Raw genomic sequence first — 26,217 nt, forward strand, 5'->3', positions numbered from 1 at the left:
AAAATGACTTTATTAGAACAAATATATTCTCCGGCCGACATTCGCAATTTCTCTCTCGCAGAGCTTAAGCAGCTTGCGGGGGAGTTGCGCCATTTTATTATCAATGAAGTAGCGGCTAAGGAAGGCCACCTGGGAGCAGGCTTGGGCGTGGTAGAGCTGACTATTGCTCTGCACTATGTGTTCAACACTCCTGAGGATATATTGGTATTTGATGTAGGACACCAAGCCTATCCACATAAGCTCCTTACAGGCAGGCGCGAACGCTTTGCCACCAACCGCCAATGGGGCGGACTATCGGGCTTTCCTAAGCGTAAGGAGAGCGAATATGATCCCTTTGGGACAGGGCATGCAGGCACCTCTCTCTCAGCAGTTTTGGGCATGGCTACCGCCGCGGTGCTTCAGGAGAATTTCCTGCGCAAGCATGTAGCTGTCATCGGAGATGCTTCCTTTGTCAATGGTATGGCCTTTGAAGCACTCAGCCAGATGGGGGATAGCAAGGTCAATGTACTCATAGTGCTCAATGATAATCAGATAGGCATAGACCCATCTACAGGAGCTTTCCGTTATTACTTGGAGCGCTTAGCTCAGGGTACGGACTTAGGAACCTTCTTCACCGACCTACAAATAGAGTATCTCGGCAGTTATGACGGACATTCCCTTGAGGAGTTGATCCCTATGCTGAGGGAAGCAAGGGATTTCTTTGGGGTACAGCTTGTTCATATCCGTACTACCAAGGGGAAAGGCTACCAAAGGGCAGAAGAGAAACAAACGCTCTTTCATGCCCCAGGCAAGTTCGACCCTGCTACAGGAATGCTCCTGCCTAAGAAGCTACAACAAACTAAGTTTCAGGATGTTTTTGGACATACTCTCTGTGAGTTGGCTGCTGAGAATAAGACTATTGTGGGTATTACTCCAGCCATGATCACAGGTAGTTCTCTTCACTATATGCAACAGCAATTCCCCGCTCGCACTTTTGATGTAGGTATAGCCGAAGAACATGCAGTGACCTTTGCTGCCGGACTGGCTACTCAGGGCTTGCTGCCTTTTTTGGTGATTTACTCGACTTTCTTGCAAAGAGGGTATGACCAACTCATTCATGATGTGGCTCTGCAGGAGCTTAAGGTGATTTTCTGTATTGATAGGGCAGGTCTTGTAGGGGAGGATGGAGCGACTCATCAGGGAGTGTTCGATATTGCTTACTTGCGCTGTATTCCTAATATAGAAATTGTAGCCCCACGCAATGAGATAGAACTGCGCAATATGCTCTATACAGCGCAACTTCCCGAGCAGGACAAGGCTTTGGCGATACGTTATCCTCGTGGTTACGGACAGCTCACACTCTGGCAATTGCCTTTTGAGAAAGTAGAGAAGAAGGGGGTACTGCTTCGAGAAGGGGCGCGCTATGCGGTACTCTCGGTAGGTACTATAGCCGACGAGGTAGCCCAAGAGATAAGCCAGCATCCTCAGGCAGAGGCTTTTGCACACTACGATATGCGTTGGATAAAGCCGTTGGATGAGGCGCTTTTACACCATATTCTAAGCCAATACGAGGCGGTTATTACAGTAGAGGAAGGATGCAAAGCAGGCGGTTTTGGTGAAAGTATTGTAGTCTTTGCTAAAGAAAAAGGCTATAGCCTTCCGATAAAAATCGTTGCTATAGCCGATGTCTTTATAGAACAGGGAACAGTTGCCCTGCAACGAGAATTTGCGTCTCTTACTAATTTTCTAAACGGAGCTTTCTAAGCCATTGGTTCATATCTACTTCCTTGAGGATAAGTTCTCTAAGGGCTGAGATAGGCACACGTTGTTGTTCCATAGTATCACGATGACGTATGGTGACAGTATTGTCCTCTTTGGTCTGATGATCTACAGTGATACAGAAAGGAGTACCCACGGCATCCTGTCTGCGATAGCGGCGACCTACAGCATCTTTCTCATCATAGGCTACGTTAAAGTCAAATCGTAAATCATTGAAGATATCTAAAGCGATCTCAGGTAGGCCATCTTTTTTCACCAAAGGCAATACTGCTACTTTCGTAGGGGCAAGTACGAAAGGTAAGCGTAATACAGTACGTGTTTCTCCTCCTTCAAGGGCTTCTTCTTGTAGGCTGTGAGAGAAGATAGCGAGGAACAAGCGGTCAAGCCCTACAGATGTTTCCAATACATAGGGAACATAGCTTCTATTTTCATCTGGATCAAAGTATTGTAGCTTCTTTCCTGAATATTTCTCATGGTTACTTAGGTCAAAATCGGTACGGGAGTGGATACCTTCTAATTCCTTGAATCCGAAGGGGAAGCGGAACTCTATATCACAAGCTGCATCCGCATAGTGGGCTAATTTCTCATGGTCATGGAAGCGGTAGTTCTCAGCACCTAAGCCTAAGGACAGGTGCCATGCCAAGCGAGTCTTTTTCCAGTGATCATACCACTCCTGTTGAGTACCAGGCTTGATGAAGAATTGCATTTCCATTTGTTCGAATTCGCGCATGCGGAAGATAAACTGGCGCGCTACAATCTCGTTGCGGAAGGCTTTTCCTGTTTGAGCAATCCCAAAAGGAATTTTCATACGCCCTGTCTTCTGTACATTGGAGAAGTTTACAAAAATCCCTTGTGCGGTCTCTGGGCGTAGGTATAAGTCCATAGCTCCCTCCGAGGTAGCGCCGAGCTTGGTGCCGAACATGAGGTTGAACTGCTTTACCTCTGTCCAGTTTTTGGTACCAGAGATAGGGCAGACGATTTCTAATTCCTCGATAAGGGCTTTCACATCAGCCAAGTCTTCTCGCTCAAGGGATTTACCCAAGCGGTGTAGTATGGCTTCTGCTCTTTCCTTGTATTCGATCACCTTAGGGTTAGTCGAAAGGAATTGTTCCTTGTCAAAGGCTTCTCCAAAGCGTTTTTGGGCTTTGGCAACCTCTTTCTCTATCTTGTCCTCTATTTTGGCTACATAGTCCTCTACCAGAGTATCGGCACGGTAGCGCTTCTTGGAGTCTTTATTGTCTATAAGGGGGTCATTGAAGGCATCCACATGTCCGGAAGCTTTCCAGGTGGTAGGGTGCATGAAGATAGCAGCATCTATCCCTACGATGTTCTCATGGAGCTGTACCATTGCCTTCCACCAGTATTCGCGGAGGTTCTTCTTTAGTTCCACACCATTCTGAGCGTAATCGTACACGGCACTGAGTCCGTCATAGATCTCACTTGAAGGAAAAATATAACCATATTCCTTGGCGTGGGAGATTACTTTCTTGAAAATGTCTTCTTGATTTGCCATAGTTCTGATTTTAAGCAAGTGCAAAAATAGTAAAAAATATCTTTAGTTCTATATTTTTTGAAAAATAAATTATCGCTTGGGGTATTCCTCCCATAGGGGAAACTCAAACTGAAGTTGTATCCACTGCGGTTTTTTGCTCTCTAGGGTAGGGTAGTTGAAGTGGCTTAGAGACACTCCTACCAGACGAACAGATTCATAAAGTTTTTCTTGGTAAAGCAGTTCTTCTACCACTGCATAGATATCGGTACTATTTCCTATGAACTCAGGGATAGAACGACTGCGAGTTTGCTGTTTGAAATCGCTGTACTTGAGCTTGAGTGTAACGGTTTTAGCCAATAGCTTCTTTTCTTTTAGTCGCTGAGCTACTTCCTCACAGAGTTGTTTGATAGGTTCTTCTAAGAAAAGCTCACTAGTGATATTGGTCTCAAAAGTATGTTCTACTCCTATCGATTTTCTCACACGGAAAGGCTGTACAGGACTTAGGTGGATGCCTCGGGCTATCTGGTAGAAATATTCCCCATTGTTGCCAAAATAGGCTTGTAACTCCTCAAGACTCTTAGCCCGCAGGTCAGCCCCTGTGAAGATTCCCTTCTGGTACATTTTCTGTGCGGTTACTTTTCCTATACCATAGAATTTCTTAATATCTAAGGGAGCTAAGAAGTCCAAAATCTCCTGTGGGGGAACGGTCTTTTGGCCATTAGGCTTGTTGTAGTCGCTGGCTATCTTGGCGATAAACTTATTCACCGAAATACCTGCCGAGGCGGTAAGCCCCGTTTGTTCAAAGATCTTAGCACGAATTTGTTGGGCTATGAGTGTAGCCGAGGGGAGGTCTTTCTTGTTGGTGGTTACATCAAGATAAGCCTCGTCCAAGGAAAGCGGCTCCACTAGGTCGGTATATTCATGAAAGATAGCCCGAATCTGCATAGAGACCTCCCGATAGCGATCGAAACGGGGCTTGACAAAGATAAGTTGCGTGCATAGCTGCCGTGCCATAGCCCCAGCCATAGCACTGCGCACCCCATACCTACGCGCTTCATAGCTCGCTGCTGCAACCACCCCGCGTGCCTCACCTCCACCTACAGCAATAGGAAGTCCCCTAAGTGAAGGGTTGTCATGCTGCTCCACCGAGGCAAAGAAAGCATCCATGTCGATATGAATAATCTTGCGTTCCACAGGGACAAAGGTAGTGATTTTTTTACAGTTATATTTTATCTTGGCACATTTCTTGTTGTTACCTCTTTAAAATAGTATTTTATGAATGTAGGAATAAAAATACTACTCATCTTATTCTTTATGAATATTTCCTTTTTACAAGCAAGCGAATGTTATCATTACCATACACCTACAACCTATGAGATAATAAATGAAGGGGGGAAGGCTTATTGGGTAACCATCGTTCGAGATCCTAATGGTATCAGTCTGGTGAGTTATGGTAAGAAATTGCTCCCCAATGTAGGGGAAAAGGCACGCTTTGTAACCATGGATGACCAAATGCATTATATGGTAATTGCTGATAAGGATTGGTATTACTTTATCAATAATTACGCTTTGGATGAAAAAGAGAAAATGCCTATAAGGGCTTTTTCGGCTAAGGGTGTAGCACATTTTGGACAGCGTACTTTTCGTATAGGGGGACAGTGGTATAGAGTGACATTTGATCCGTATGACAAGCAAAATAAGTTCAAAAAGGAGCTTGTAGAAGGACTGCCTAACGAGGTAACTGTGATTTCCGGTTTTAGGAACAAGTGGTTCTTAGTAAAAGGGAATACAGGGGTATTTCTCTATAAGGAGGAGTTACATAACAGTGTAGATAAGTACCTACAAAAGATAGAGGGCTTGGATCCCCAAACAGTACAATTCAAGGAGAGGAGAGATGTTAATTTTCTCTATGATGAAGACACTTTCTATACAACAGACGATGCCTTTAATCTAAAAGATCATTCTAAGAGTTTTGAAATGCTGAATATAGGGAAAAACAAATTTACAGAGGCTACTTTTGGCAGCTATGGACTATGGGAAGAGCTCTTGGATTTTCACGATGGAAGAATATGGTTTTATTGGTGGCAGGGGATAACTTCAATAAATGGTCAAAAAGTTTATTTCTACCCACATGAGAATTTTGTATATTTGCCACAGATGAATCTGGTAAGAAGAGGAGCTGATGAGTATTTTACCAATTATAAGAGAATAGCATGGAAGCAAAAAGCAGTAGATATGTCGGCAGTGAAGGATATAGCCCACCTGAAATATATAGAAGATAAAGGGTATTATTATGATGGCATAGACTACTACCGCATGTACTATGATCCTGAGAGATTGAGTGTTATTGCTATGGATCCACTAACTAAAGCAATAATGCAAAACAAAAATTATTGGGCGCCTTATTCCTATCAGCATTCATTGGTGCCTTTTGTGGTTTGGGATCATAAGATTATTCGTTACCAAAGGGACAACAGTGGCAACTATACTGTTATAGGGCAGTTTCCCGCTACCTCTGAGATAAAGGACTTAAAGCTGTGTTTTGCGACCAAGGACCAACTACTGATTGAAGAGAAGATAATAGACAATAGTTGTGATTTTGAGACCATGAGCTTTGTCGGCTCTACCGTAGATGTCATTTCACCCTGTGATGGAGGACAAGGGCAAATACCTATTGTGATAGAATATAACTATTTCTTCAAAGATAAAAACGCTGTTTATCAGTATCATACAGGAAAGGAAAAATTAGAAAAGTTGCTCTATAATCCTGAATCCTTCACTGAAAAAAGTTTGTTGAAGCTACTGAATAAGAAAAAGTAGTATTGCTAAAAACCAGAGACTTTCTAAATCTCGTTTGGAAAGCCTCTTGTTCTTTTATTATCGATATTTGCTCTATTTTTTGATTGGTATTTACGGAGATTTTGATTAAGTAGTGATTTTGTAATTTAATTATTAGTTGTTCGTAAAAATGACTTTTTTGAAAATAGCTTTTAAATTTTGGCTAAATCAGGTATTAAAAAGAAAAAAACCTCTTGAAAAACAAGAGGTTACAAGTCAAGGTTGTACTCGGAGCGGGACTGTAAACTATTATTCTTATTAAAAATATATCTTCTTGTAAATCAAAAATAATTATCTATAAATCAATTAATTGTATGTAAAATATAGGTTTTCTGAAAGTGTAATTAAGATGTATAAGATGGCATATAATATAAAAAATGTTGGGAAAATGTTGGGAAAGAATATTTTTATTCATACCTTTGCAACGTTATTTTGAAATTAATGATTATGCCAGCAATTACATTTTTGATAAAAGGGGAAAGTAATCCTACTTCTATTTATATGCGCTTGAGTACAGGAAGAGGAAAAGACTTTGTGAAAAAGACAGGATTAAGCATTAATCCTAACCAATGGAGTAGTAAAAAGAAAGAACCTAAACAGACAACTCCAGACAATAAGAACCTCAGTGTTCAATTAAACAAGTTACGAACATTTATAGAGAATAGCTTAAACTCTGTAGATGAGAAAGGAGAGGTTATTGATTCTGATTGGTTACAGACAAAAATAGATTTACATTTTAAACGAATAACAGATACAGAAACAAGGCAAAGTGATTTAATACAAGACCTGATAGATTATATCATAAAAAGTGCTCCTGCAAGAAGAAATGGAAAGGGTAAATTAGGACTTTCTGTTAGTCGTGTGAAAGCATACCATACTTTGAAAAATATTTTCAAAGCCTATGAGAATAAGAAACGAAAACACTACAAAGCAAAAGATATAGACATCTTCTTTGAGAAAGAATTTCTGAGTTGGCTAATGAAAGAGAAAGGGTATAAAGATAGTTATGCTCTTAAAATTATAGATAACCTCAAAGCAGTATGCAATGAAGCACAAACATTGGGTATAGAAACTCACCCTCAGTTAGCAAAGATAGCTAAAGGAACACCTGATAAGGAGACTCCTGTATATCTTAATCTTTTTGATTTGCAAAAAATTCGCACTTGTGAGATAGAGAATAAGAGTTTGGATAACGCTCGTAAATGGCTGCTCTTAGGATGTTTAACAGGACAAAGAGGGGGTGACTTGTTAAATATTACAGAAAGAAATTTCATAAAGCATATAGACACAAGAGAGTATATACAAATAGAACAACAAAAGACAGGAAAAAAAGTACATATACCTATTGTAGGAGCTTTGGAAGAAATAAATGAAATAAGGGCAAAAGGACTACCTTATAAAATATCTGTACAGAAGTTAGACAAATACATAAAAGAGGTTTGTAAAATAGCAGGAATTACAGAGCCAATTGAACATTCAAAGGTTTGTATGGTAGATGATAAAGGTAATATCATAGAGCCTAATAATAAAGGAGAGTATCCTTGTAAAGGTGTAAAACGTACAGTTAAGGGGGTGTTTGAAAAATGGCAATTAGTAGGTACTCATACGTGTAGACGGTCATTTGCTACAAATTTATATGGTAAATTAGAAACCGTCTTCATTATGAAAATGACAGGACACACAAAAGAAAGTACATTTCTTTCTTATATAGGTAAAACAGAAATGGATTATCTAACACAAACAGCAAATAAACTACAGGAATTGGAGCAAGCGAATAAACCTATGCTTGTAAATTATTGAAAAAATAACATTTAAAATAGAATCAGACTAATGGAAGGTATAAAAGACTTTACTGCATACGAGATATGTGATTTGATTAGAGTACGTAATTTAGGAGAACCCGATATGCTCAAAATATTAAAAGAGTATACAGAGGGGTATGATTTGGAACTATTAGAGGCTCTATACAAAGAAGTAGAAACCTATATAGGTATAGAGAAAGACGAAATGAGAGGGAAAATTTCAAAGGAGGAAATAGATGATAAAATAAAAGAATATAAAGAACTTGAAAAGGAACTTCCTGTCTTAGATATGAGCTTTATCTCCAAAATAGACCCTAAAGCTAAAGCAACTCCAAGACTTGATTTAGAACAACTTTTCTTCCCTTTTGAATTTTTTAGTGTTTACCAATTTCAAAAAATGATTATTTCAAAAATAAAAGAAAAGAGGCAGAAAAATAATCAAGAAGAAATACAAGGAACTATCCTTGATTTTTCAGAAGATAAATTAGAAGTAAAAACAAACTTAGTTATATTACAAAAATTGGGGATATTTGATTATTTGATAAAGGAACATCAATTAAGTATCAATAAAATAGCTTCATTGCTAAGTAGTATTTTGGGAGTTTCTACAACAACATTACAGTCCTATATAAACCCTATGTTAAGTCTCAATACTGAGAGCAAAAATGCTCCAACAGAAAAGCATATAAATAAAGCTATGCAAATATTGAGACAATTAGATATTAAAATTAAAGAAGGTAAATAACTCTTGTTAAACTACTATAAATAAAGGTTTTAAGTGAAATGCTTAAAGCCTTTATTTATTTCTTTAAACCAATTTGCACTTTTTAGGTATTACCTAAAAAATACCTAATCTTCCTTTGCACCATAAATTTTTAAACCATTTATTTATGGAAGTAATTAAATTCATACAAATTGAACCTAATGAACTAAAAAGTTTATTAAAAGAAAGTGTAAAGCAAGAGTTTAATCAGTTAAAAGAGGAAATTCTATGTAAAACCCCAACTCAGTACCTTACACGAAAACAGGTAGCAAAAATGTTAGATATTAATCTAACAACTCTCAACAATTGGACAAATAGAGGAGCCCTAACTTCCTATGGTATTCAAGGGCGAGTGTATTACAAGCGAGATGAAGTAGAAAAAGCTATTATCAAACTTGAACAATAGTAACACTATATAATAATAAGTCTAACTTTTATACAATATTTGTTATGTTAGGTTTTACTATAGATACTATTGGGATTTTTGCTAATGCTGAATCGATAGCTAACTTTAATTCCCAAAACTTAGTGCTTACTATTATAAGAAATGGTAAGTTTAAGTTTTGGGGAGAAGGTTACTATAAGAACTTTTATATAAAATATCACAGGGATTATGGTATGTATCTCTCTGGAAGTATCTCCAATTACTATAAGGGGTATACTTCTATACTTCAGTATGATGATTTGTATAAAGCTATTGAAAAATTAGGCAATTCATTAGCTATCAATCTTCATTCAGCAAGGTTATATAGAGTAGACTTAGCTTTGAATATAGAAACTAACAATTCTGTAAGTCAATATAGTAATACTCTTTTTACAGATTTACCTCATTTTAAAAGATTTGAGCAAGATGATGGTGTACGTTTTGAAACTAAGAATAAAGTTATCGCCTTTTACAATAAGACTAAAGAAATTAAAGAGAAAAGAAACTTTGTAATTAATCAGGAGGTATTAAGAATAGAGCTTAGAGTTCTAAAAAACTTATCGAATGTGTTTAAAATAAAGGAGATAAAAGTAGAGCATTTGTATCAACCTTCAGTATATTTGCTTTTAGTAGATACATTTTTCAAAAACTATCAAAAAATCAAAAAGCAACATATTATTTCGGCTGAGGTAAATGCTAAATATATAACACCAACAGTATTCAAAAGTCTTCTGATGAATAAAGGCATAGAACTTTATTTCCAGACAGAAGGAGATGCTTATACAAAAATTGAGGAATGGAGCAGAGAAGGAAAATTTAAGAATCCTATGGATAAAAGCAGGTGTAAGAAAATCATTACAGATGCTTTTAAAAATCCTAAAAATACTGAAATTCATCCTTTAGTAAAAGAGATTAATAGCAAAGTTGAAAGTAATTGCAAGCATACTATAGAAAAACTGAGAAAGAAGGAGGTTAAAAATGAATAAGTCAAGTAAACATATTGTAAATCAAAGAATTAATGAGGTGGTTAGTATGTTGATTTTAGGGTATAATAGAGATTTGATACTTCAAAATACTTCAAATGTTTGGAAAGTATCAGATAGACAAATAGATACCTACATCAGCAAGGCAAGAACTCTCATAGAGCAATCAGTAAAGAAGCAAGTAGCTTATGATTATGCAAAGGCAATTAGAAGGTATGAAGAGTTATACAGATTGAGCATAGAGAAGAAGGACTACAAAACCGCCTTGTCAGTGAATAAAGAATTAACTACCCTACAAGGGCTATTTAAAATAGAAGTAGAACATTCAGGTAATATAGAGTTTATCTGTAATATACCTGATTAAAATTAATCGTTATGAGAATAGACTTTTCACTTTATTATCAGCCTAAACCTAAGCAACTAATTGCTCATAAATGCAGAGCTAAGTATATGCTCTTTGGAGGGGCTTTAGGTGGTGGAAAAAGCTATTTCCTTTGTGCAGAGGCTATAAAAAATGCAATGAAATTCAAAGGTAACCGATTAGTACTTGTGAGAAAGGAACTCTCTGTTCTCCGTAGGACTACATTGGTTACCTTCTTTTCTATCTGCCCAAAAGAAATTATTAGAAGCTTTAATCAAACGAGCTTAGAAGTAACCTTCATCAATGATTCAAAGTTGCTGTTTCTTGATGCCAATATAGCCAAAGACCCAATGCTTCAAAAGATAAAAGGTTTAGAGATAGGTTGGTTTGGTATTGATGAAGCTAATGAAGTATCTGTTGAGGTGTATAATATGCTCAAAACTCGTTTGCGTTGGGTATTACCAAACAAGCAGAAACCTCGTTATGAAGGGCGATTGACCAGCAATCCTGAACCTTGTTGGCTTATTTCTACTTTCATTCAGTCTACCAATCCTGATGAGGTATATATCCAAAGTTTAACTACAGATAACTATGATGAAAACAGTGAGTATGTTATCACTCTAAAGGAAGCCTTTAAGGATAATCCTAATTTTTTGAGGAAGTATCTTTATGCTGATTGGAGTGCTTTAGATATGATTAATCAGCTTATTTCAAGTGAAGTAATCATAAGTAGTGCTGAACGAATAGAAAATGGTTTAGAAGTTACTTCTATGGGGATTGATGTGGCAAGGTATGGAGATGATAAAACCGTCTTTACAATCCTTAAAAACGGTAATATTGAGCTAATAGAGAGCTATGAACAGACTTCTATAACAGAGATAGTAACACGAACCATACAGCTTATTCACGACTACAATATAGACCCTAATTATGTAGGAATAGATAGCGTGGGAGTGGGTGCTGGTGTAGTTGATAATTTAAAGTCAGCAGGCTATGATGTGATTGAATTACAGGGTGGTTCAAAGCCAGAAGAAAGCCAATATGAAGAAGCCTTTTTACCTTTTAATTTGCGCTCACAAATGTACTATGAATTACGAAGGGATATGATGAACGGACAAATAGGTAACCTCACTGATGAAACTCTAAAGTTAGAATTGCAGTCTATTCAGTATGAAATCTATTCAGATAAGAAAGTAAAGGTTATCAGCAAAGAAGCTATTAAAAAACTTTTAGGCAGAAGCCCTGACTATGCAGATAGTTTAGTATATGCAAATTGGGTAAAGACTTATAGAGGAGGAATTAAATGGTATATGGCTATTAGTGGGGGTCTTTAGTTTTCTTTATTTATTAGATGAGCGAACCTTCAGCGAAGGATAAGCGAAGGATAAGCGAAGGATAAAAAAATTACAACTATTAAAAATTTTGTAATATCACAAAATAATACTACTTTTGTCCCATCATTTTAAAAGAAAAGAAAATAGAACAGAAAAATTATTTTTTAACATAAAGACATATTAGCGTTTAGCTATTATTCAGATTTATCAAAATCGCCAATTTTGTACACCTACTGAATAATAAGTAAAAAACGCTCACGCTTCGGCGTGGGCTGTACTTATTTTAGGTGTGGGTGTTTGGCGATACCCGATAAATGAATAAGGTTATGCAGTCCCACGCTTTTTTATTTTATATTACTAACCGCTTTTAGGGGCTGAAAAGCATTCAAAAACTATCTTTTTAGCTTATGAAAGCATTAAAAATCTTCTTGACTTTGTTCTGTATGGGAGTCATTGTGAGCTGTTCTAAAGATGAACCTGCTCCAGCTCCAGCAAAAGAACAACCTACACCTCAACAAACTAATTTTCCTACAGTTAAAAACTTCTCTGCACAAGAGGTTACTATAGGAGATATTATTACCATTGAAGGAGAGAATTTTGTTCCTTCACAAACCTACACAATTACTTTTAATGGAGCAAAAGGGACTATCAAAGAAGTAACTTCCAACCATCTAAAAGTAGAAATTCCTGAAGAGGCTACATCAGGAGAAGTTATTCTATCTTCCAATGAAACTTCTAAGAGTATAGGTCGCTTAACTATTCTTCCCAAACCAAGTGTTTTGTATGCTTATGTAGCCTATAGTAAAATTGTAAAATTAGACCTTCAAACAGGTAAAGAATTAGAAACCATTGCTGAAATAGGTAAGGAATACTTAGGAAGAGGTATTTACTACTTAAAGAGTACTAATGAAATTATAGGCATACAATCAGGAAATTCAGGACATTATTTATTCAAACTTAATGTAACTACAAAAGAGATTATAAGATTACCTTGTAACCATTATGAGAAGCTCATAATAGCTAATAATGAACCGTATGCTTATGATTTGCGCAACCATAAAATTGTAAAATTAGACCTTCAAACAGGTAAAGAGATAGAAACTATTGCTGAGGTAGGGAATGATTATTTAAGTCATATTCGTTTCTCTAAAAGTACCAATGAGATTATAGGACAACAATCAAAATATAACGAAAAAACGTTTAAGAAAGACTACTCTTTTTTCAGACTTAATTTGACAACAAAACAGATTGTAAAAGTTCCTTTTAATGGATATGAAAGACTTATAGTAGCTAATGATGACTTATATGCTTATGTAGCTTACAATAAAATCGTAAAATTAGACCTTCAAACAGGTAAAGAGTTAGAGACTATTGCAGAAATAGGAAAGAACTATTTAAGCTATATACAATACTCTAAAAGCACGAACGATATTATTGGACTACAATCAGGCACAGAAAAAAGTCTTTTCAAACTCAACTTGAAAACCAAGCAAATAACAAGAACTCCTACTAAAAACTATGAGAACCTTATAATAGCAAATTATTAATCTTAAAAACAATTGATTTTATGAAAGTAGCAAAATATATTTTAGGAATATTATTCATAATAACAGGTTTAGGTGTTATTACTCAAAAAAGCATTATAACAGGAATTGCCTTTGTAATTCTTGGAGTTGTTCTTTTACCCACAGTTTCTGATAAACTCAAAGAAAATGTGAGTTTTTGGCAAAACAAAATAGTTAGGTATGTTTCTTATATTGTACTATTTACAATAGCAGGAGCTACTGTTCCTAAATCTCCTGAAACACCTTCTCCAAAATCGGATATTTCTAAAACGGTGTTAGTAGAAGAAGAAAATTCTAAGGAAAAAGAAAGATTGAACAAACAACAAGCAGAGGAACAGGAGAAAAAGAAGAAGCTGTTAGCAAGTTTTGAAACTTGTGATTTTGTTGGTCAGAAGTCTTATATCATTCCAGACTTCAATGGTGCTAATTTCTACACTGTATTACAAAGTGATTTTGGTTTTACAGTCAGTAAGAATTTTAAAAATGGTGTAGATTACTTCTGTACCAAAGAAATGCCAAGAAAATTCGATTATAAGGTAAATATTATAGGTTGTTCCCCTTCTGAAATTATTGGTGTAACAGCTGCTGCTATTGACTATGGAATAGGGCAGAATGAGGTTATGGGCTTTATACGATATATAGCCATTTCTACTTGTAGGGAAAATGATGTAGAGGCAGTAAGAAATTGGGTAGAAGCAAATATAGGGAATGAAAGTTCAGAAACAACCATAGGAGGTATTACATTTTTACTTTCTCATTCAGGACATTCTACTACCTTACAGGTCTCTGTTGAGGAAAAGAACATATTAGCAAATTAATTGAGCTATGGGGTTTCGTTTTCGTAAAAGTCAATCATTTGGAGCTTTCAGACTCAATTTGAGTACATCAGGAGTTGGGATGAGTGTTGGAGCTGGTGGTTTCAGATTGGGACTAAGTAGCAATGGACAGCTATATAACACTGTCAATATTCCTAATACAGGGCTTACTTATCACTCTAACCTATTAAGAAGTATAAACACACCACAAGCATCAAACTCCTATCAGCAAGGAATAAACCTATTAGGTTTTTCTATTGATGAAAACAAGTATGGTAATAGCGATGGTTGTTTGACCTTTCTCCTTTGGGTTATAGCTATCTGTTTGATTCCTTTTGTAATAGGAGTGATAATGATTTTCTTTTTAGTTAGAAGGTCTCGTTCTCCTAAGAAGGTTGTGAAAGCTCATCTTGAAACGGCTATATCTAATTTCTATAAGGGAAATTTTGAAGGAGCTGTTGCTACATTAGATACCGCTCTCTATAAAGTACCTTTAAGTCCCTATGAATCTGATATAGTAGATTTGAAAGGAGTCTGTTTGTATTATTTAGGGCGGTATGTAGAGTCAAGTGATTGCTTTGGTAAGGCTTTGAGGTTAAATCCAAGTTCTGAAAGGCTAAAGCTTCTTTACGTAGAAACGCTTATTTTGAAGGATGATAAGATTGATTGTCCTAAAATCATTGAGCTATATGAAGATTTGCTTTCTCGCAAATATGATGAAAGACAAGTACTATTGACAGGGAACTGTTACTACCTTTGTGAGAACTATGATAAGGCAATTTCGTACTTTCAGAAGATACCTAAAAACAGTGATTTATTCCTAAAAGCATTGCAAGGAATAGCAAATAGTTTTATAGGTAAGAATCAAATAGATTTAGCTATAGAAACCCTTAAAAAAGCACCTTTGCGCACTTCTAATCCAGACGATGATTTGATAGACATTATGTTTCTATTAGGCAATCTTTATGAAGAAAAAGGAGAGAAGGAGCAGGCAAAGCAACTCTATCAAAAAGTCTATACACAAAGCATAGAGTATGAGGATGTAGCACAACGGTTACAAGGGTTAGACACTTAGAACAAAAAGGCAAGCTGAAAGGCTTGCTTTTTTCTTGGTTTTCAAATGTTTGAATACTGAGTAATGGAGATTTTTTTGCTTTTATAAGAATTATTATTTTTTTTGTACTATCTTTGCACCAAATTCTTATAGATTCAAAGAATCAAATCAATTAATGAATATCACAGAATTACATAAAGATATAGGAACTTCAAAAGATAACAAGCAGAGTCCTATTCATAATTGGTATAGATTTACAGCAGGGTTTTCATATAAATTAGTTGATAAAATAATAGAGGAAGAAAATTTATCAAAGAAAGATAGTATATATGAGAGCTTTGCAGGGTGTGGAACTACTCTTGTTTCTGCTCAGAAAAAAGGGATTTCTGCCTATGGTAATGAAGGACAAGAACTTTTGTTTGATGTGATACAAGCTAAGTTGAATTGGGATATTGATAAGAATCTGATAGAGTTAGTATTAACTGATATAAAGCAAAATATTTTCAATAAAGAAAATCATACAGAAGTATATCATAAATTATTAGAGTCTTTATACTCTAAAGAAAATCTTTTTGAATTATATTTTATACGAGATTATATACAACTTTTGGATGAGAAAATAAAGTTATTTTTAAAATTAGCATTGACTCAAACACTTCATAAAGTAAGTGTGCATCCAATAGCTGTACCTTATATATCCAGAAGTAAATTTTTGAAAAATGAATTGTCTGGATTACAAATGTTTGAAAAGACAGTTAGAAAAATGTTAGATGATTTGGATAGTTATCGGAATATACCTAAAACTACTAATATTTTTCATCACGATTCTCGTAAAATAAATTATAATATAGATAGTAATAGTTGCTCAATATGTATAACATCTCCTCCTTATTTAAATAACTTAGATTATGGAGAAGTCTCAAAAGTTTGTTCTCACTTTTACGGGATAACTGATAATTGGAATGATATAACAGAAAAAGTCAGAAAAAACTTAGTAACAGGAGCAACAACCCACTATAAAGAAGCTGACTTTCAACTTGAAGAATGGAAAAAGAATCAGTTTTATATAGAGAATAAAAATGTTATTGATAATCTAATGCCTGATATTCTTAAAATAAAAGAGATTAGTAAAAATAAAAAAGGTAAAAAAAGTTTTGACATTTTAGCTCTACTATATTTTGAAGATATGTATAACGTCTTGTTAGAAATGAGACGAGTTTTAAAACAAAGAAGTAAAGCATATCTTGTATTAGGAGATTCTGCTCCTTATGGCATATTTATTGATACAACTAAATTATTAGGAGAAATTGCCCTGAATAGTGGGTTCAATAAATATAATATTGTAAAAATCAGAGAAAGAGGTATAAAATGGACTTCTTTAAAAAATAGACATAATTTGAAACTATCAGAAAACATCTTAATACTTGAATAGAAATAGCAACATATTAGAATACCCTACTGTACAACTTCCTATCTTGTCTGATGAGGAGGCAGGAAAACAATTTTCTAAATGGTCTTATGTGAATATCTATTCTTTAAAGGATTTAAAAGACATTTATCTGATAAGCCGTCTGGTCAAAGAAAAGACAGTAAAAAATATAACCAAAAAAAGAAATGAACTAATGTATAAAAATGAGGTATGGGGAGAGAGAAAAATATTAGAGTACCTCAATGCTTTAGTCAAATTTGATATATTAGATTCAGATTATAATTCATATACTTCTTTTTTTACTAATAGTCAAATAAATGAAGAATTAACGGATGAAAATAAGGATATTCTAAGAAATATTTTTTTTAAATATTTCAGATTTAAAGAGCTTTCTTCTTGGTTCATAAGTCCAGACCCTTCATTTCATAAAACATTTAGTTCTTTAACTGAAGAAGATTACATTAATAATTCTAATCTTTTGTTCTATTATAGTGAAAAGAATCGGTTTACAGATACATTCTTATATGATAAATATCAAAAGAAGTTTATTATTGAAAATGATGTGTTAATGCGATTTTGGGATGTTTTCTTGAAATGGGGAACAACCTTAAGAATTTTAGAGAAGTTTAATTTATCTGGATTGGAAAATGATGTGTTTGCAGATATTTCTAACAAGAGTTTATCAGTAGCGTACTTTATTAAACCTTTTAAAGAATTTGATTTGATAAAATTTCTTCAGAAAGAATTTAATACAAAATATATTTGGATGCCTGAAGTGATTTTTAGAATAGCAAGAACATATAGATACGCTATCCCCGACATCAAGGAATTTGTTATTTCAATGATAAGAGAAAAAGATGAATTGACCTATGAAAGGACTTCTGAAATTTTTCTAATAAAAGGTAAAAATACACAAAAGGCAATAGATATGGCTACCTATCTATTTCCAAAAATGAATGATAGCTATATTTCAACTTTAATATTACGACAATGAATTTAGAGGATAGAGTAAAACGTTTAATGGGGGAAAAAGATAAAAGATATAATAAATTTCTTTTAAGCTTTAATCCTTTTCCTAAATCAGGAACTGCTAATACAAATGAATCAAGTGAATTGACAAAAGTTTTGACTCCTATTGATGTTGAAGTCGAAAAGGAAATAGAAAATTATGTTTATGATTCTTTGTATTCGAGCAATGACGAAGACCATAAATTAGTATGTACTATAACAGGTGATTATGGTACAGGGAAGACACAGCTGTTGTTATACGCTAAGTACTTAATCCAATCTTTACCAAGAAAAGCTTATGTGATATACATAAACAATCCTGAGAATAAATTATCAAAATTGATAGGCTCTATTATTGAACAAATAGGACAAGAACAATTCAAAAAGTATTTATGGGATTTTATATTAACAGAAATAAAATCTGATGAGAATAGGTATAAAAAAATGTTAGAGGACTTTTTTCAAGAAAGTAGGAAAAATACTATTTTTTCAACTTCAGAGGAAGAAAATCTATTTTCCACAGAAAATGAGGTTAGCCATAAAGCTTTTTTAGATGCTCTCTTAAAAAAATTATACACTAAAGAACAGAGACGAGATTTCAACTCATTGTTAAAGGATATTATCATAAAAATCCTCTTGGATAATAATGAAAAAGATGGAACTATAGCTAACTATTTTTATGATTTAATTTCAGAAGATGTAGGCATTAGTAAAACGTGGGATGTAATAACTTCTGGTGGAACTAACTTAGAGAGTAGAGTTGTAAAACTTCTTAATGCTATTATTACCATAATTCAAGCTCAAGGTTTTGAAAGATTTTACATTTTGGTAGATGAATTTGAGGATATAACTTCAGGTCGTTTAACAAAAAAAGAAATAGATAATTATTCTCATAGCCTGAGAACACTAATTGATAAAGAAAGACGCTGGTGTTTGCTAATAGCAATGACAGCTACAGCTCTTAAAGAATTGACAACTATTTCTCCTCCTTTAGTGGATAGACTAAAAGACAGAGAAATTCGTATCACAAGATTAACTAAAGAGCAAGCTAAACAAATTATTATAAACTACTTAAACCTTGCACGTGAGGAGGGGAATGATAAAAAAGGAACTCTTTTTCCTTTTACTGAAGAGGCTATAGATTTGATTAATAGAGAATCTCAGGAATTACAAAGATTAGTTCTTAGAAAAACCTACTATATATTAGAGAGGGCTGTAGAAGAAACATCAATATCAATAATAGATGAGAATTTTGTAAAAAAACTTTTGAACTCTAAATAGTTATGGAAATGAATCCTCCTATAGATGATAATTTTAGAATAAAAATAGCATTAGATACTCAAATATTAGCCTATTGGATTGATAGAACGTATCCTAAACTTTCTTTGTTTATTGAAGAGCTTTCCCAAAGCCCCTTTGTTGATATTGTTTGTTCTCGCTTTGCTATATATGAATTTGTTGGCATTAGAAAAGTAGAGCACTATCTTCGTTGCTTAATTTATAAACCGACTGAGAATGGTGCAAAACCTAATTTTACTTCGGCATTAAAATATAAAAATGAATTTAATAATCCCGAAATCCCTTACTCAAAGGTGTTTCCTGAAATAAAAAAAGCAGTAGAGAATGAATTAAAAGAGATAGATGATTTGTTAGATATAGATTGTGATACTCTTACTTTTCCTAATGAGTTGTGGGAACCTCATCAGGATTTGGTGCTATCTACACGAATCTCAAAAGAAGATAGTCTTCTATTGATGTCAAGTATATTTAATGATGAACTTAAAAAAGAAGATTACTTGGTTCTACTAACAAATGATAAACAATTTTATGATGCTATTGAAGAGGAAAGCGGTGAAATCTTTCAAAAGCATAACCTAACTAAACCTAAAGTTTATTCTTTAAAAGAAATGAACATAGAAGGAACTACAATCAATTTAGTTAGTGATAAAAAGGAAGAAGAAATTATAAAAGATTTTACTACAAAATTTATTTTAGAACGCATAAAAGAGAAAAACCAAAAATTGTATATAGGTAAAGTGAAGCCGTGTCCTAAAACATATAAAGGGAAATTATTATGTTTTGGTTTAGAAGCAGACACTTTAGGAAACAATCTTTATCTAAGTGTCTTATCTAAAAACTTGGAATATCTGTATAATATAAAGGTAAAAGGTGGGCTAACTAATTTTCGTTATGGTAAAGGGAATGAAATAGAAGATTATCCATACAGCCCTATTGAAAATAAAAATGACAAAGGAGAAGATATTTCACGAAATATATCAGTGGAAATAAAGGAAAATGGAGATTATTTAAGTGAAGAAGATTATTCAAAAATCTCACAAACAGGAGATTTAGTTTTTATCCACCCAGACACATTCAATTAAACAAATAAAAAAAGAGGCTATCGTTTTGGATAGTCTTTTGCATTTTATTAGCGTGTTAATTTGTCTAATATAGAAGCAAGTAAGAGTGAGTATTCCCTCAATAGTAACTATCTTTATTTCTTATTGTGAGGAATGACTAATTTTGTAAGGTAAGTCCATATTTAGATGCGAGTCTATTAACCACTACATACGAATCTTCACATTGGTCAAAAGTATTGTCAACTTCCAACCCTTCCAAGTATCTCATTAATCTTGGAATCATTTCAATAGGCTGAGGTGTGTTTTTTCTGTTGCTTTGTCTTACTTAAATAAGAGGTAGCAAATGTTACAGCTGTTTCCATAGTCAAATATTTTTAAGAGTTAATATAAAAGCAAAAAAATCACTACTTAAAAAAGTAATGATTTTTAAATTTTCTCACTCTACTCTTGAAGGAAAATATCCTTTAGAGAATGTACTTTTTTTAAATTGTTGGGAAAATGTTGGGAAAAATCACACTTTCTAAAACCTAACCAATTAAATACTAAGTACTTAAAAAGTAAATTCGTACTCGGAGCGGGACTTGAACCCGCACAGGCATTGCTGCCCACTGGATTTTAAGTCCAGCGTGTCTACCGATTCCACCATCCGAGCCTTTATGATGGGGCATAAAAAAAGAGCGAAAAACGGGATTCGAACCCGCGACCTCAACCTTGGCAAGGTTGCGCTCTACCAACTGAGCTATTTTCGCATTTCATCTATTTCTAAGACAGCGCAAAGGTACTACTTTTTTTAAAACTGACAAAGAAAAAATGAAATTTTTTTGTAAAAATAAAATATTTATTGCAACTATTTGATTACAAGGGGGTTGTTATTTTATTAATCATTGATCCTTATTTATGATTTTTTTGATAGAGAACCCTGCTAAGACCAAGTAGACCAAGCACAATCCCCACATTCCCAGCCAATAAGGCATAATGATAGGTAGTGAGGCACCCATTTGGGTAATCGATACGAACCCTTTTGCCCCTAAGGTGGTAGGCACGATATACGAAAAGACATTTAGCCACTGTGGCATTGCTACTGAGGGCCACGAAAAGCCGGTGAGCATTACCGAAGGCAACGAGGTGTACATAATGAGCATAATCGCATCTTCACGGCGGCGTAGAAAGTTGAGCAGACAAAGCCCCATAAACACTATCGAAAGGATAAAGGGTATCATAAATACCATAGTGGTAAGTATACTGCTACGTACTGGGATACCAAAAAGAGGCATCACTATTCCTAAAATAATGAGCAAAATGACCATTGCAAGGGCTAAGTAGGTGGTTGCTTTACCCATTACAATAGGCAAAGCCCCAAAAAAGTTTCTCGAATTGGGGTATATCTTGCGTAGTTTATTACCCTCGCGCATCGTACCGCCCAAGATTCCTACAGCTGTGAGAATAGTGGTTTGGAAAATAATCACCAAAACCACGGGGATCAAAAAGGTAGCATAGCCCGACGAAGGGTTGTACAAACTTACTACTTTAGCACTTACAGGCATTGCTTCCTCGCGTGCTTGGGTAGGGAGCTTGCCTTGTGCTGAAGAGCGTCTCATCTCCACGCCTGCATTGAGGTAGGTTGCCGAGAGTTTTGCTGCAGTGAGTATCTGTTTGTAATAGAGCATATACGAGGCATCGGCGTAGACAGATATAGAGGGTTGTTCTCCGCGCTGTAGGTCGCGTGCAAAACCGTTAGGGATGGTTACGATACCGCGTATCTGCTCGCGCTGAAAAGCCTTTTCTGCTTCGCTGAGGTTGAGATAGCTACTGTAGATAGCCACGCCACTATTGGCATCTATCATACGCAATAGCTGACGGCTTTGGGTAGTATTATCCTCATCAACCACTCCTATAGAGAGTTCCTGTAGGGTTTCTTCAGAATAGAGGTAGGTGTACAAGAAAGAGACTACCACCGCTACTATCACAAACGAGAAGAACACCGCCTTGTCACGGAATATGTATTTGGCTTCCCAGAGCATTGCACGGGTGAAGTCGGCTGAACTTTGATAAATATATTTTCTAAATGCTTTCATATCCTCCTGATTTTATTTTCTTTACAAACATAGGGTAGGCAACTATCAGCAATAAGCCGAAGAGCAACAGGGCTAAAAGGGGTTGCCATGTCATTTCCACAGGGATTCCCTTGATCGCACGATTTACATAGTATTTCATAAAATGAGCATAGGGGAAGATTTGTGCTAAATACTGCATACTCTTTGGCAATCCTTCTATCGGAAAAGTATAAGCGGCAAATGAGAAAGCTATCGCTGTGAAACCACTGCCGATGGTGAGTGCAGACCTGAAATTAGGCAGGAGAGAGACGAGTGTAATCCCAATGATTTGATAAATAACTACCAAAGCAAAAGTAATGAGTACTACATTGAACATCGGGATATGGAGAGGAGCACCTATAAGCCCAAAGAGGAGATAGTTCATCCACCACGCTACAAAAAAGAGCACTAAAGTGTAGGGTAAGAGTTTGCCCACCAAGGCTTTTAGCGGGTTGCCTCCTGCTTGGGCGAGCCAGTGTTTGCCTTGGTGGTAACGGAATTCTACGCCCAATACATACACGGTTACCATCATCACAATCATTTGGAGCATCATAGGCAAGAGTGCAGTGAGTAGGTAATAGGCATAGTTAGAATAGGGGTTAAACAGCCCATGATCATCTACCTTTACGGTTTGGGCTTCGGCCCGTACCCTCTCGGTTTGTTGCCCTTTTTGCATCTTCTTTTTCATCACAAGACCAGCCGAGAACATGCCTATGGTGGTTTGAAAATCCTTTTGGATAAGACCTGCACCGAGCATAAACTGGTTATTTGTATAACAGATCACCGATTGGTTTTCCCCTTTGAAAAGTTTTTGCTGAAAATCGGCAGGGATAACGATAAAGCCCATAATCTGCTGTTGCTGGATAAGTCGTTGGGCTTCTTGTTCATCGGTGAGTTTGATTTTCAGGTCGATGTTTGGGGTAGCATCGAGCATACGCAAGAGGTTTTCGGACAGCTGACTTTGGTCGTAATTGATATACGCCATAGGCAGGTCGCGAGGCACGCCTTTGTAGAAAATAGCCGCAAAGAACCCAAAGATAACCAAAGGGAACACCAAAACGTAAAACAGTCGTTTGGGTGATAGGAAAAGGTTCTTGCATTCGGTTTTAAAATATTTCATAGTATAATTAGCAAGTTAGGTTTATTCTTTTTCTTCTAAAGTAGCTTCTGAAAGTAATTCATCAAAGCTATTAGCTATTTTGTGAGTAGATTTATCGTCAAGCCAATAGTCCCAAACTGACCCATCGGAGAGGTTGAAGTATAGTCTGGAGTCATCACCTAAACTACCAAAAACAAAAGTATTTTCAGTATTAGGTTCATCAAGATATTGTAGTAATTGCCACGCTTGATAGTCTCTGCTCAGCTTTTCAAAAAGGAGGTTACAATTTTTAATATCCAAATCTTTGCCTTTGTACTGATAAAGGCAATATAAATCAAAACTGCTGAGGATTTCCTTGTAAAGAGCAGGAAGTTCAAAGGAATGTTTTTGTTCTGTTTCTGTAATTCTGTTCATACTTTTTTATTTATTAAATAATCTAAGTTAATTATATTTCTTCAGCATCTTCTAAGTTTTCTATTAGGATAGGGGTTTCTTCTTTAAAGTGAAAAGAAACACCATAAGGTTCGCAAAAGCTGAAACCACCTCCGGCAAAATGCAATATCCATTCTTTGTTGTCATAGAATAGGAACTGCGGGCGTTCAAAAGGAACTTCCTGCAACGGAACGCTTAGCAATTGTTTTTCTTCTTCTGAAAGATGAAAGTCATTAGAGCTTATTAGCAGTTGTTCTTGAAAATAAGAAAGTGCTTTGGCAACCAACTTATCTGCACTGGTAAGGATCTGTTCAATAAAAGCAATAGTATCAGGTGTGATGGTTTCACTATTGCTAAACACAGAAAAAGGCAGCTGTAAAGTTTCTTTATAGAAATCACTTTTCCACTGGAATGAAGCCTCCCAAAAATACTCGTCTCCCACTTTTTGAGAGAAAGCAAGAGTGCCAAACTTGGTGTTATAACTTGATAGGTTCATTCTAATTATTTTATTGTCATATTATTTTTTGAACAAAATATTTCTCTATGTATTTTCAAATAGGGTTTATTTTCAGGTAAAATTTTAAAAAGTTTATCATTAGCACTAATACCTAAAACTTTATATTCTTCTTCTTTTATCTGAGAAGAAATTATTATTTTGCCATCATCATCAAAAGAAATTAAGTGCTTATCAAATAATTTATCATAGTTAGGTAATAATAAAAGTCCATTATAGCGGTCTAATTTTTCTTCATTAGAAGATTCGCTCCAGGGTTTTATATGTGAAGCTATTAATAAATCTGTCATATTACACTCCGAAACAGAACATTTTCCCCAAAGTTCTATAAGGTCTTTTCTATATTTACCTTGTCCTATTCTTGCAAAAGTTAATAACTCTTTCTGTGTTTCAGAAATAGTACGATCTTTTCTTATAGCTTCTATATCATCAACTAAATTGTTTTCTTTTGCAGTAATGAAATATTTGTACTTCTTAAGTGCAGATTTTAAATTAGAATATTGTTTGCTATTTTTGTATGTTTTTCTATTAGATTCTGTCTTTTTTAGTGAATCAATAATAGTATCTATGTCTAACATACCTCTACCAATATAAAAACCATTTTTAGCGATAAATCTAAGTCTACTCATATAATCTTTTATCGCTTCTGTTACTTTACCTTCTTTTTCCATAAAGGCTTTAAACTCTTTCTCAAACTCTATATATTCCATAAGTGATATTTTAAGAGATTATTTTTATTATCGTATTTTTTGAGCATTATCCAATCTTCTATGGCAATATGATATAATACTCAAAATTTCTAAAGCGTCTTGTTCTTTGATTTCCCACTCTATTTTTGGTTCATGAGCAATAGTGTTTCTAAACATACCGCATAATCCTTTTAATAAGTTACAAAAACCCGTATGTTCATTTCTCTCCGAGTTAGTTTGATAATTATTAATGATGAGGATAGGATTTTGACTAAAAACCTCTTCTATCAAATTTATTCCATCTTTTTGGAGATTAGATAAATCTCTAATGCGCTGAAAAAGACCTTTATTAGCTTCAAAAACAGAATGAAAATAATTATTCTGTAGTAATTCTGATTTGCAATATTTAAAGATTTCAGAATGAGTCTTTCTACTTTCTAATTCCTGCTTTAAGTTTTCTACTTTAATTTGTACATCAGAAATTGTATTTGCTTTTTCAATTGCTCTATATTGCCCATCCTCTTTCAGTTCATATCCAGCAAAAGCTAATTGTTGATTTATAGCAGTTCTTAAACTGTTAAATTCATCTTCTTTATTTACAAATCTAGAAGGTTTAAGTACCAGACTAATAAAATTCAATATGTTATTTGAACATTTATTTGTATTTTGAAAATTAGCGAAAGCATTAAATAAACGTTTCCTTTTGCTTAAAAATTCATCTTTTTCTGAAATATCTTCTATTTTAGCTTGTAATAGAAGCCTATGTATTTCACTTCCCGTTAATCCTTTATTGGTATCTCCTAATATATTACTGATCATTTCTAATATATTAGGGTCTAAACATTTTCTTTCAATCATATGAAGTTTTTTATTCTAAAAATTATTTATATCTTTGCCCCAGTTCTATTCCCGATAGGTCTCTGAGTAATCAAACTATCGGGTTTTGTTTTTATAAAATCACACTCTTCCATTTTTCAGGGTCTCTGTTTTCTGGCAAATACTGTTCTTTGATAGTGTCTAATAGCCAGCGACCTTCTACAAGTTTGTACTTGTACTCGCGCTTGTAATTCATTCCGGCATAGACTCTATCGGTAAATATAGAGGCTTTTTTACCCGTGATTTGCACTTCGTTAATGGTTTCTTTAGAAGGGTCATAGTTAGGAGGAAAGGCGTGACTGGTGTACTGAGCGCCACCATATTTGCGTTCGCGTTCGGTTATGTATTCCTTATAAATAGGGATACGCAGCTCGGTTTGTTTGTTGCAAAAGTCTTCCCAAGAGAGGGTTTTCTTTTTCTCCACTTCTTCTTCATCCACTCTGTTGGCTTCTGTTTCCCAGTCGTACATCGCTTGTAAGAAAGCCGTGAAACGCTGGTGTAGGGTTTGTTCTGTTTCTGTCATTTTGG

Annotated in this window: 24 protein-coding genes and 2 tRNA genes; 15 read left to right on the forward strand and 11 right to left on the reverse strand. The window is 35.0% G+C overall.

Annotated features, from left to right (window positions below; genetic code table 11):
* The first annotated feature begins 3 nt into the window (after nt 1-3).
* Nucleotides 4-1,743, forward strand: coding sequence for a 1-deoxy-D-xylulose-5-phosphate synthase (locus tag CGC50_RS10080; protein ID WP_095910725.1), 1,740 nt, complete (start codon nt 4-6; stop codon nt 1,741-1,743).
* Here CGC50_RS10080 and CGC50_RS10085 read toward each other — a convergent pair.
* Both CGC50_RS10085 and dinB read right to left on the reverse strand, forming a co-directional pair.
* A complete protein-coding gene (locus tag CGC50_RS10085; protein WP_095910726.1) occupies nt 1,718-3,271 on the reverse strand; it encodes a glycine--tRNA ligase in 1,554 nt (517 codons plus the stop codon). The genes CGC50_RS10080 and CGC50_RS10085 overlap by 26 nt on opposite strands.
* A gap of 69 nt (nt 3,272-3,340) precedes the next feature.
* Nucleotides 3,341-4,444: a DNA polymerase IV gene (gene dinB, locus CGC50_RS10090; RefSeq protein ID WP_095910727.1), complete on the reverse strand. Its 1,104-nt coding sequence runs from the start codon at nt 4,442-4,444 to the stop codon at nt 3,341-3,343.
* An 81-nt stretch (nt 4,445-4,525) separates the two neighbouring features.
* On the opposite strand from dinB, the gene CGC50_RS10095 reads away from it, so the two are divergent.
* The 14 genes from CGC50_RS10095 to CGC50_RS10160 all read left to right on the forward strand — a co-directional run bounded on the left by CGC50_RS10095 (nt 4,526) and on the right by CGC50_RS10160 (nt 20,007).
* Nucleotides 4,526-6,070: a hypothetical protein gene (locus tag CGC50_RS10095; RefSeq protein ID WP_095910728.1), complete on the forward strand. Its 1,545-nt coding sequence runs from the start codon at nt 4,526-4,528 to the stop codon at nt 6,068-6,070.
* 465 nt (nt 6,071-6,535) lie between these two features.
* Nucleotides 6,536-7,888, forward strand: a complete 1,353-nt coding sequence (locus CGC50_RS10100) for a phage integrase SAM-like domain-containing protein (protein ID WP_095910729.1) — start codon at nt 6,536-6,538, stop codon at nt 7,886-7,888.
* Nucleotides 7,889-7,918: 30 nt separating this feature from the next.
* Nucleotides 7,919-8,635: a hypothetical protein gene (locus CGC50_RS10105; protein ID WP_095910730.1), complete on the forward strand. Its 717-nt coding sequence runs from the start codon at nt 7,919-7,921 to the stop codon at nt 8,633-8,635.
* A gap of 145 nt (nt 8,636-8,780) precedes the next feature.
* Nucleotides 8,781-9,059 carry a helix-turn-helix domain-containing protein gene (locus CGC50_RS10110; RefSeq protein ID WP_095910731.1) on the forward strand — a complete coding sequence of 93 codons (279 nt, stop codon included), beginning with the start codon at nt 8,781-8,783 and terminating at the stop codon, nt 9,057-9,059.
* A 44-nt stretch (nt 9,060-9,103) separates the two neighbouring features.
* Entirely contained in the window at nt 9,104-10,063 is a 960-nt protein-coding gene (locus CGC50_RS10115) for a hypothetical protein (RefSeq protein WP_095910732.1), read from the forward strand.
* Nucleotides 10,056-10,424, forward strand: a complete 369-nt coding sequence (locus CGC50_RS10120) for a hypothetical protein (RefSeq protein WP_232781108.1) — start codon at nt 10,056-10,058, stop codon at nt 10,422-10,424. The genes CGC50_RS10115 and CGC50_RS10120 overlap by 8 nt, the downstream gene beginning before the upstream one ends.
* 11 nt (nt 10,425-10,435) lie before the next feature.
* Nucleotides 10,436-11,755, forward strand: a complete 1,320-nt coding sequence (locus CGC50_RS10125; RefSeq protein ID WP_095910733.1) for a phage terminase large subunit — start codon at nt 10,436-10,438, stop codon at nt 11,753-11,755.
* Nucleotides 11,756-12,162: 407 nt separating this feature from the next.
* Complete coding sequence (locus tag CGC50_RS10130; protein ID WP_232781109.1) at nt 12,163-13,302, forward strand: IPT/TIG domain-containing protein; 1,140 nt, start codon at nt 12,163-12,165, stop codon at nt 13,300-13,302.
* Between the two features lie 20 nt (nt 13,303-13,322).
* The gene (locus CGC50_RS14115) at nt 13,323-14,138 is read left to right on the forward strand and encodes a hypothetical protein (RefSeq protein ID WP_232781110.1); all 816 of its coding nucleotides are present in this window, start codon (nt 13,323-13,325) and stop codon (nt 14,136-14,138) included.
* 7 nt (nt 14,139-14,145) lie between these two features.
* The gene (locus CGC50_RS10140) at nt 14,146-15,210 is read left to right on the forward strand and encodes a DUF4236 domain-containing protein (RefSeq protein WP_095910734.1); all 1,065 of its coding nucleotides are present in this window, start codon (nt 14,146-14,148) and stop codon (nt 15,208-15,210) included.
* 154 nt (nt 15,211-15,364) lie between these two features.
* Nucleotides 15,365-16,621 (forward strand): methyltransferase, encoded by a 1,257-nt coding sequence (locus tag CGC50_RS10145; protein ID WP_095910735.1) that lies wholly within the window; start codon nt 15,365-15,367, stop codon nt 16,619-16,621.
* Complete coding sequence (locus tag CGC50_RS10150; RefSeq protein WP_095910736.1) at nt 16,614-17,612, forward strand: hypothetical protein; 999 nt, start codon at nt 16,614-16,616, stop codon at nt 17,610-17,612. Before CGC50_RS10145 ends, CGC50_RS10150 begins: the two co-directional genes overlap by 8 nt.
* Entirely contained in the window at nt 17,609-18,907 is a 1,299-nt protein-coding gene (locus CGC50_RS10155) for a BREX system ATP-binding domain-containing protein (RefSeq protein ID WP_095910737.1), read from the forward strand. The genes CGC50_RS10150 and CGC50_RS10155 overlap by 4 nt, the downstream gene beginning before the upstream one ends.
* An 8-nt stretch (nt 18,908-18,915) precedes the next feature.
* Nucleotides 18,916-20,007 (forward strand): hypothetical protein, encoded by a 1,092-nt coding sequence (locus CGC50_RS10160; RefSeq protein WP_232781111.1) that lies wholly within the window; start codon nt 18,916-18,918, stop codon nt 20,005-20,007.
* A 545-nt stretch (nt 20,008-20,552) separates the two neighbouring features.
* Here CGC50_RS10160 and CGC50_RS10170 read toward each other — a convergent pair.
* The 9 genes from CGC50_RS10170 to CGC50_RS10210 form a co-directional block, all read right to left on the reverse strand.
* Nucleotides 20,553-20,638: transfer RNA gene (locus CGC50_RS10170), tRNA-Leu, on the reverse strand.
* A gap of 24 nt (nt 20,639-20,662) precedes the next feature.
* Nucleotides 20,663-20,735, reverse strand: a tRNA-Gly gene (locus CGC50_RS10175).
* A gap of 132 nt (nt 20,736-20,867) precedes the next feature.
* Nucleotides 20,868-22,061: an ABC transporter permease gene (locus tag CGC50_RS10180; RefSeq protein ID WP_095910739.1), complete on the reverse strand. Its 1,194-nt coding sequence runs from the start codon at nt 22,059-22,061 to the stop codon at nt 20,868-20,870.
* Nucleotides 22,048-23,199, reverse strand: a complete 1,152-nt coding sequence (locus CGC50_RS10185; RefSeq protein ID WP_095910740.1) for an ABC transporter permease — start codon at nt 23,197-23,199, stop codon at nt 22,048-22,050. Before CGC50_RS10185 ends, CGC50_RS10180 begins: the two co-directional genes overlap by 14 nt.
* Nucleotides 23,200-23,220: 21 nt before the next feature.
* A complete protein-coding gene (locus tag CGC50_RS10190; RefSeq protein WP_095910741.1) occupies nt 23,221-23,592 on the reverse strand; it encodes an SMI1/KNR4 family protein in 372 nt (123 codons plus the stop codon).
* Between the two features lie 31 nt (nt 23,593-23,623).
* Nucleotides 23,624-24,106: a hypothetical protein gene (locus tag CGC50_RS10195; RefSeq protein ID WP_095910742.1), complete on the reverse strand. Its 483-nt coding sequence runs from the start codon at nt 24,104-24,106 to the stop codon at nt 23,624-23,626.
* Nucleotides 24,107-24,111: 5 nt separating this feature from the next.
* Nucleotides 24,112-24,834 carry an HNH endonuclease gene (locus CGC50_RS10200; RefSeq protein ID WP_095910743.1) on the reverse strand — a complete coding sequence of 241 codons (723 nt, stop codon included), beginning with the start codon at nt 24,832-24,834 and terminating at the stop codon, nt 24,112-24,114.
* A 27-nt stretch (nt 24,835-24,861) separates the two neighbouring features.
* Nucleotides 24,862-25,671 (reverse strand): TIGR02391 family protein, encoded by an 810-nt coding sequence (locus tag CGC50_RS10205; protein WP_095910744.1) that lies wholly within the window; start codon nt 25,669-25,671, stop codon nt 24,862-24,864.
* A 91-nt stretch (nt 25,672-25,762) separates the two neighbouring features.
* Nucleotides 25,763-26,212: an NTF2 fold immunity protein gene (locus CGC50_RS10210; RefSeq protein WP_095910745.1), complete on the reverse strand. Its 450-nt coding sequence runs from the start codon at nt 26,210-26,212 to the stop codon at nt 25,763-25,765.
* Between the last annotated feature and the right edge of the window lie 5 nt (nt 26,213-26,217).

The organism is Capnocytophaga gingivalis, assembly GCF_002302415.1.
GTDB classification, from domain to species: Bacteria; Bacteroidota; Bacteroidia; order Flavobacteriales; family Flavobacteriaceae; genus Capnocytophaga; species Capnocytophaga gingivalis.

Excerpts from the sequence above, each read along its gene's own strand:
- CGC50_RS10205 (WP_095910744.1), bottom strand. The coding sequence starts at position 25,671 with ATGATTGAAAGAAAATGTTTAGACCCTAATATATTAGAAATGATCAGT.
- CGC50_RS10145 (WP_095910735.1), top strand. The coding sequence starts at position 15,365 with ATGAATATCACAGAATTACATAAAGATATAGGAACTTCAAAAGATAAC.
- CGC50_RS10110 (WP_095910731.1), top strand. The coding sequence starts at position 8,781 with ATGGAAGTAATTAAATTCATACAAATTGAACCTAATGAACTAAAAAGT.
- CGC50_RS10155 (WP_095910737.1), top strand. The coding sequence starts at position 17,609 with ATGAATTTAGAGGATAGAGTAAAACGTTTAATGGGGGAAAAAGATAAA.
- CGC50_RS10120 (WP_232781108.1), top strand. The coding sequence starts at position 10,056 with ATGAATAAGTCAAGTAAACATATTGTAAATCAAAGAATTAATGAGGTG.
- CGC50_RS10130 (WP_232781109.1), top strand. The coding sequence starts at position 12,163 with ATGAAAGCATTAAAAATCTTCTTGACTTTGTTCTGTATGGGAGTCATT.
- CGC50_RS10210 (WP_095910745.1), bottom strand. The coding sequence starts at position 26,212 with ATGACAGAAACAGAACAAACCCTACACCAGCGTTTCACGGCTTTCTTA.
- CGC50_RS10185 (WP_095910740.1), bottom strand. The coding sequence starts at position 23,199 with ATGAAATATTTTAAAACCGAATGCAAGAACCTTTTCCTATCACCCAAA.
- CGC50_RS10195 (WP_095910742.1), bottom strand. The coding sequence starts at position 24,106 with ATGAACCTATCAAGTTATAACACCAAGTTTGGCACTCTTGCTTTCTCT.
- CGC50_RS10160 (WP_232781111.1), top strand. The coding sequence starts at position 18,916 with ATGAATCCTCCTATAGATGATAATTTTAGAATAAAAATAGCATTAGAT.
- CGC50_RS10140 (WP_095910734.1), top strand. The coding sequence starts at position 14,146 with ATGGGGTTTCGTTTTCGTAAAAGTCAATCATTTGGAGCTTTCAGACTC.
- CGC50_RS10190 (WP_095910741.1), bottom strand. The coding sequence starts at position 23,592 with ATGAACAGAATTACAGAAACAGAACAAAAACATTCCTTTGAACTTCCT.
- CGC50_RS10095 (WP_095910728.1), top strand. The coding sequence starts at position 4,526 with ATGAATGTAGGAATAAAAATACTACTCATCTTATTCTTTATGAATATT.
- CGC50_RS10105 (WP_095910730.1), top strand. The coding sequence starts at position 7,919 with ATGGAAGGTATAAAAGACTTTACTGCATACGAGATATGTGATTTGATT.
- CGC50_RS14115 (WP_232781110.1), top strand. The coding sequence starts at position 13,323 with ATGAAAGTAGCAAAATATATTTTAGGAATATTATTCATAATAACAGGT.
- CGC50_RS10085 (WP_095910726.1), bottom strand. The coding sequence starts at position 3,271 with ATGGCAAATCAAGAAGACATTTTCAAGAAAGTAATCTCCCACGCCAAG.
- CGC50_RS10080 (WP_095910725.1), top strand. The coding sequence starts at position 4 with ATGACTTTATTAGAACAAATATATTCTCCGGCCGACATTCGCAATTTC.
- CGC50_RS10200 (WP_095910743.1), bottom strand. The coding sequence starts at position 24,834 with ATGGAATATATAGAGTTTGAGAAAGAGTTTAAAGCCTTTATGGAAAAA.
- CGC50_RS10125 (WP_095910733.1), top strand. The coding sequence starts at position 10,436 with ATGAGAATAGACTTTTCACTTTATTATCAGCCTAAACCTAAGCAACTA.
- CGC50_RS10115 (WP_095910732.1), top strand. The coding sequence starts at position 9,104 with ATGTTAGGTTTTACTATAGATACTATTGGGATTTTTGCTAATGCTGAA.
- CGC50_RS10180 (WP_095910739.1), bottom strand. The coding sequence starts at position 22,061 with ATGAAAGCATTTAGAAAATATATTTATCAAAGTTCAGCCGACTTCACC.
- CGC50_RS10100 (WP_095910729.1), top strand. The coding sequence starts at position 6,536 with ATGCCAGCAATTACATTTTTGATAAAAGGGGAAAGTAATCCTACTTCT.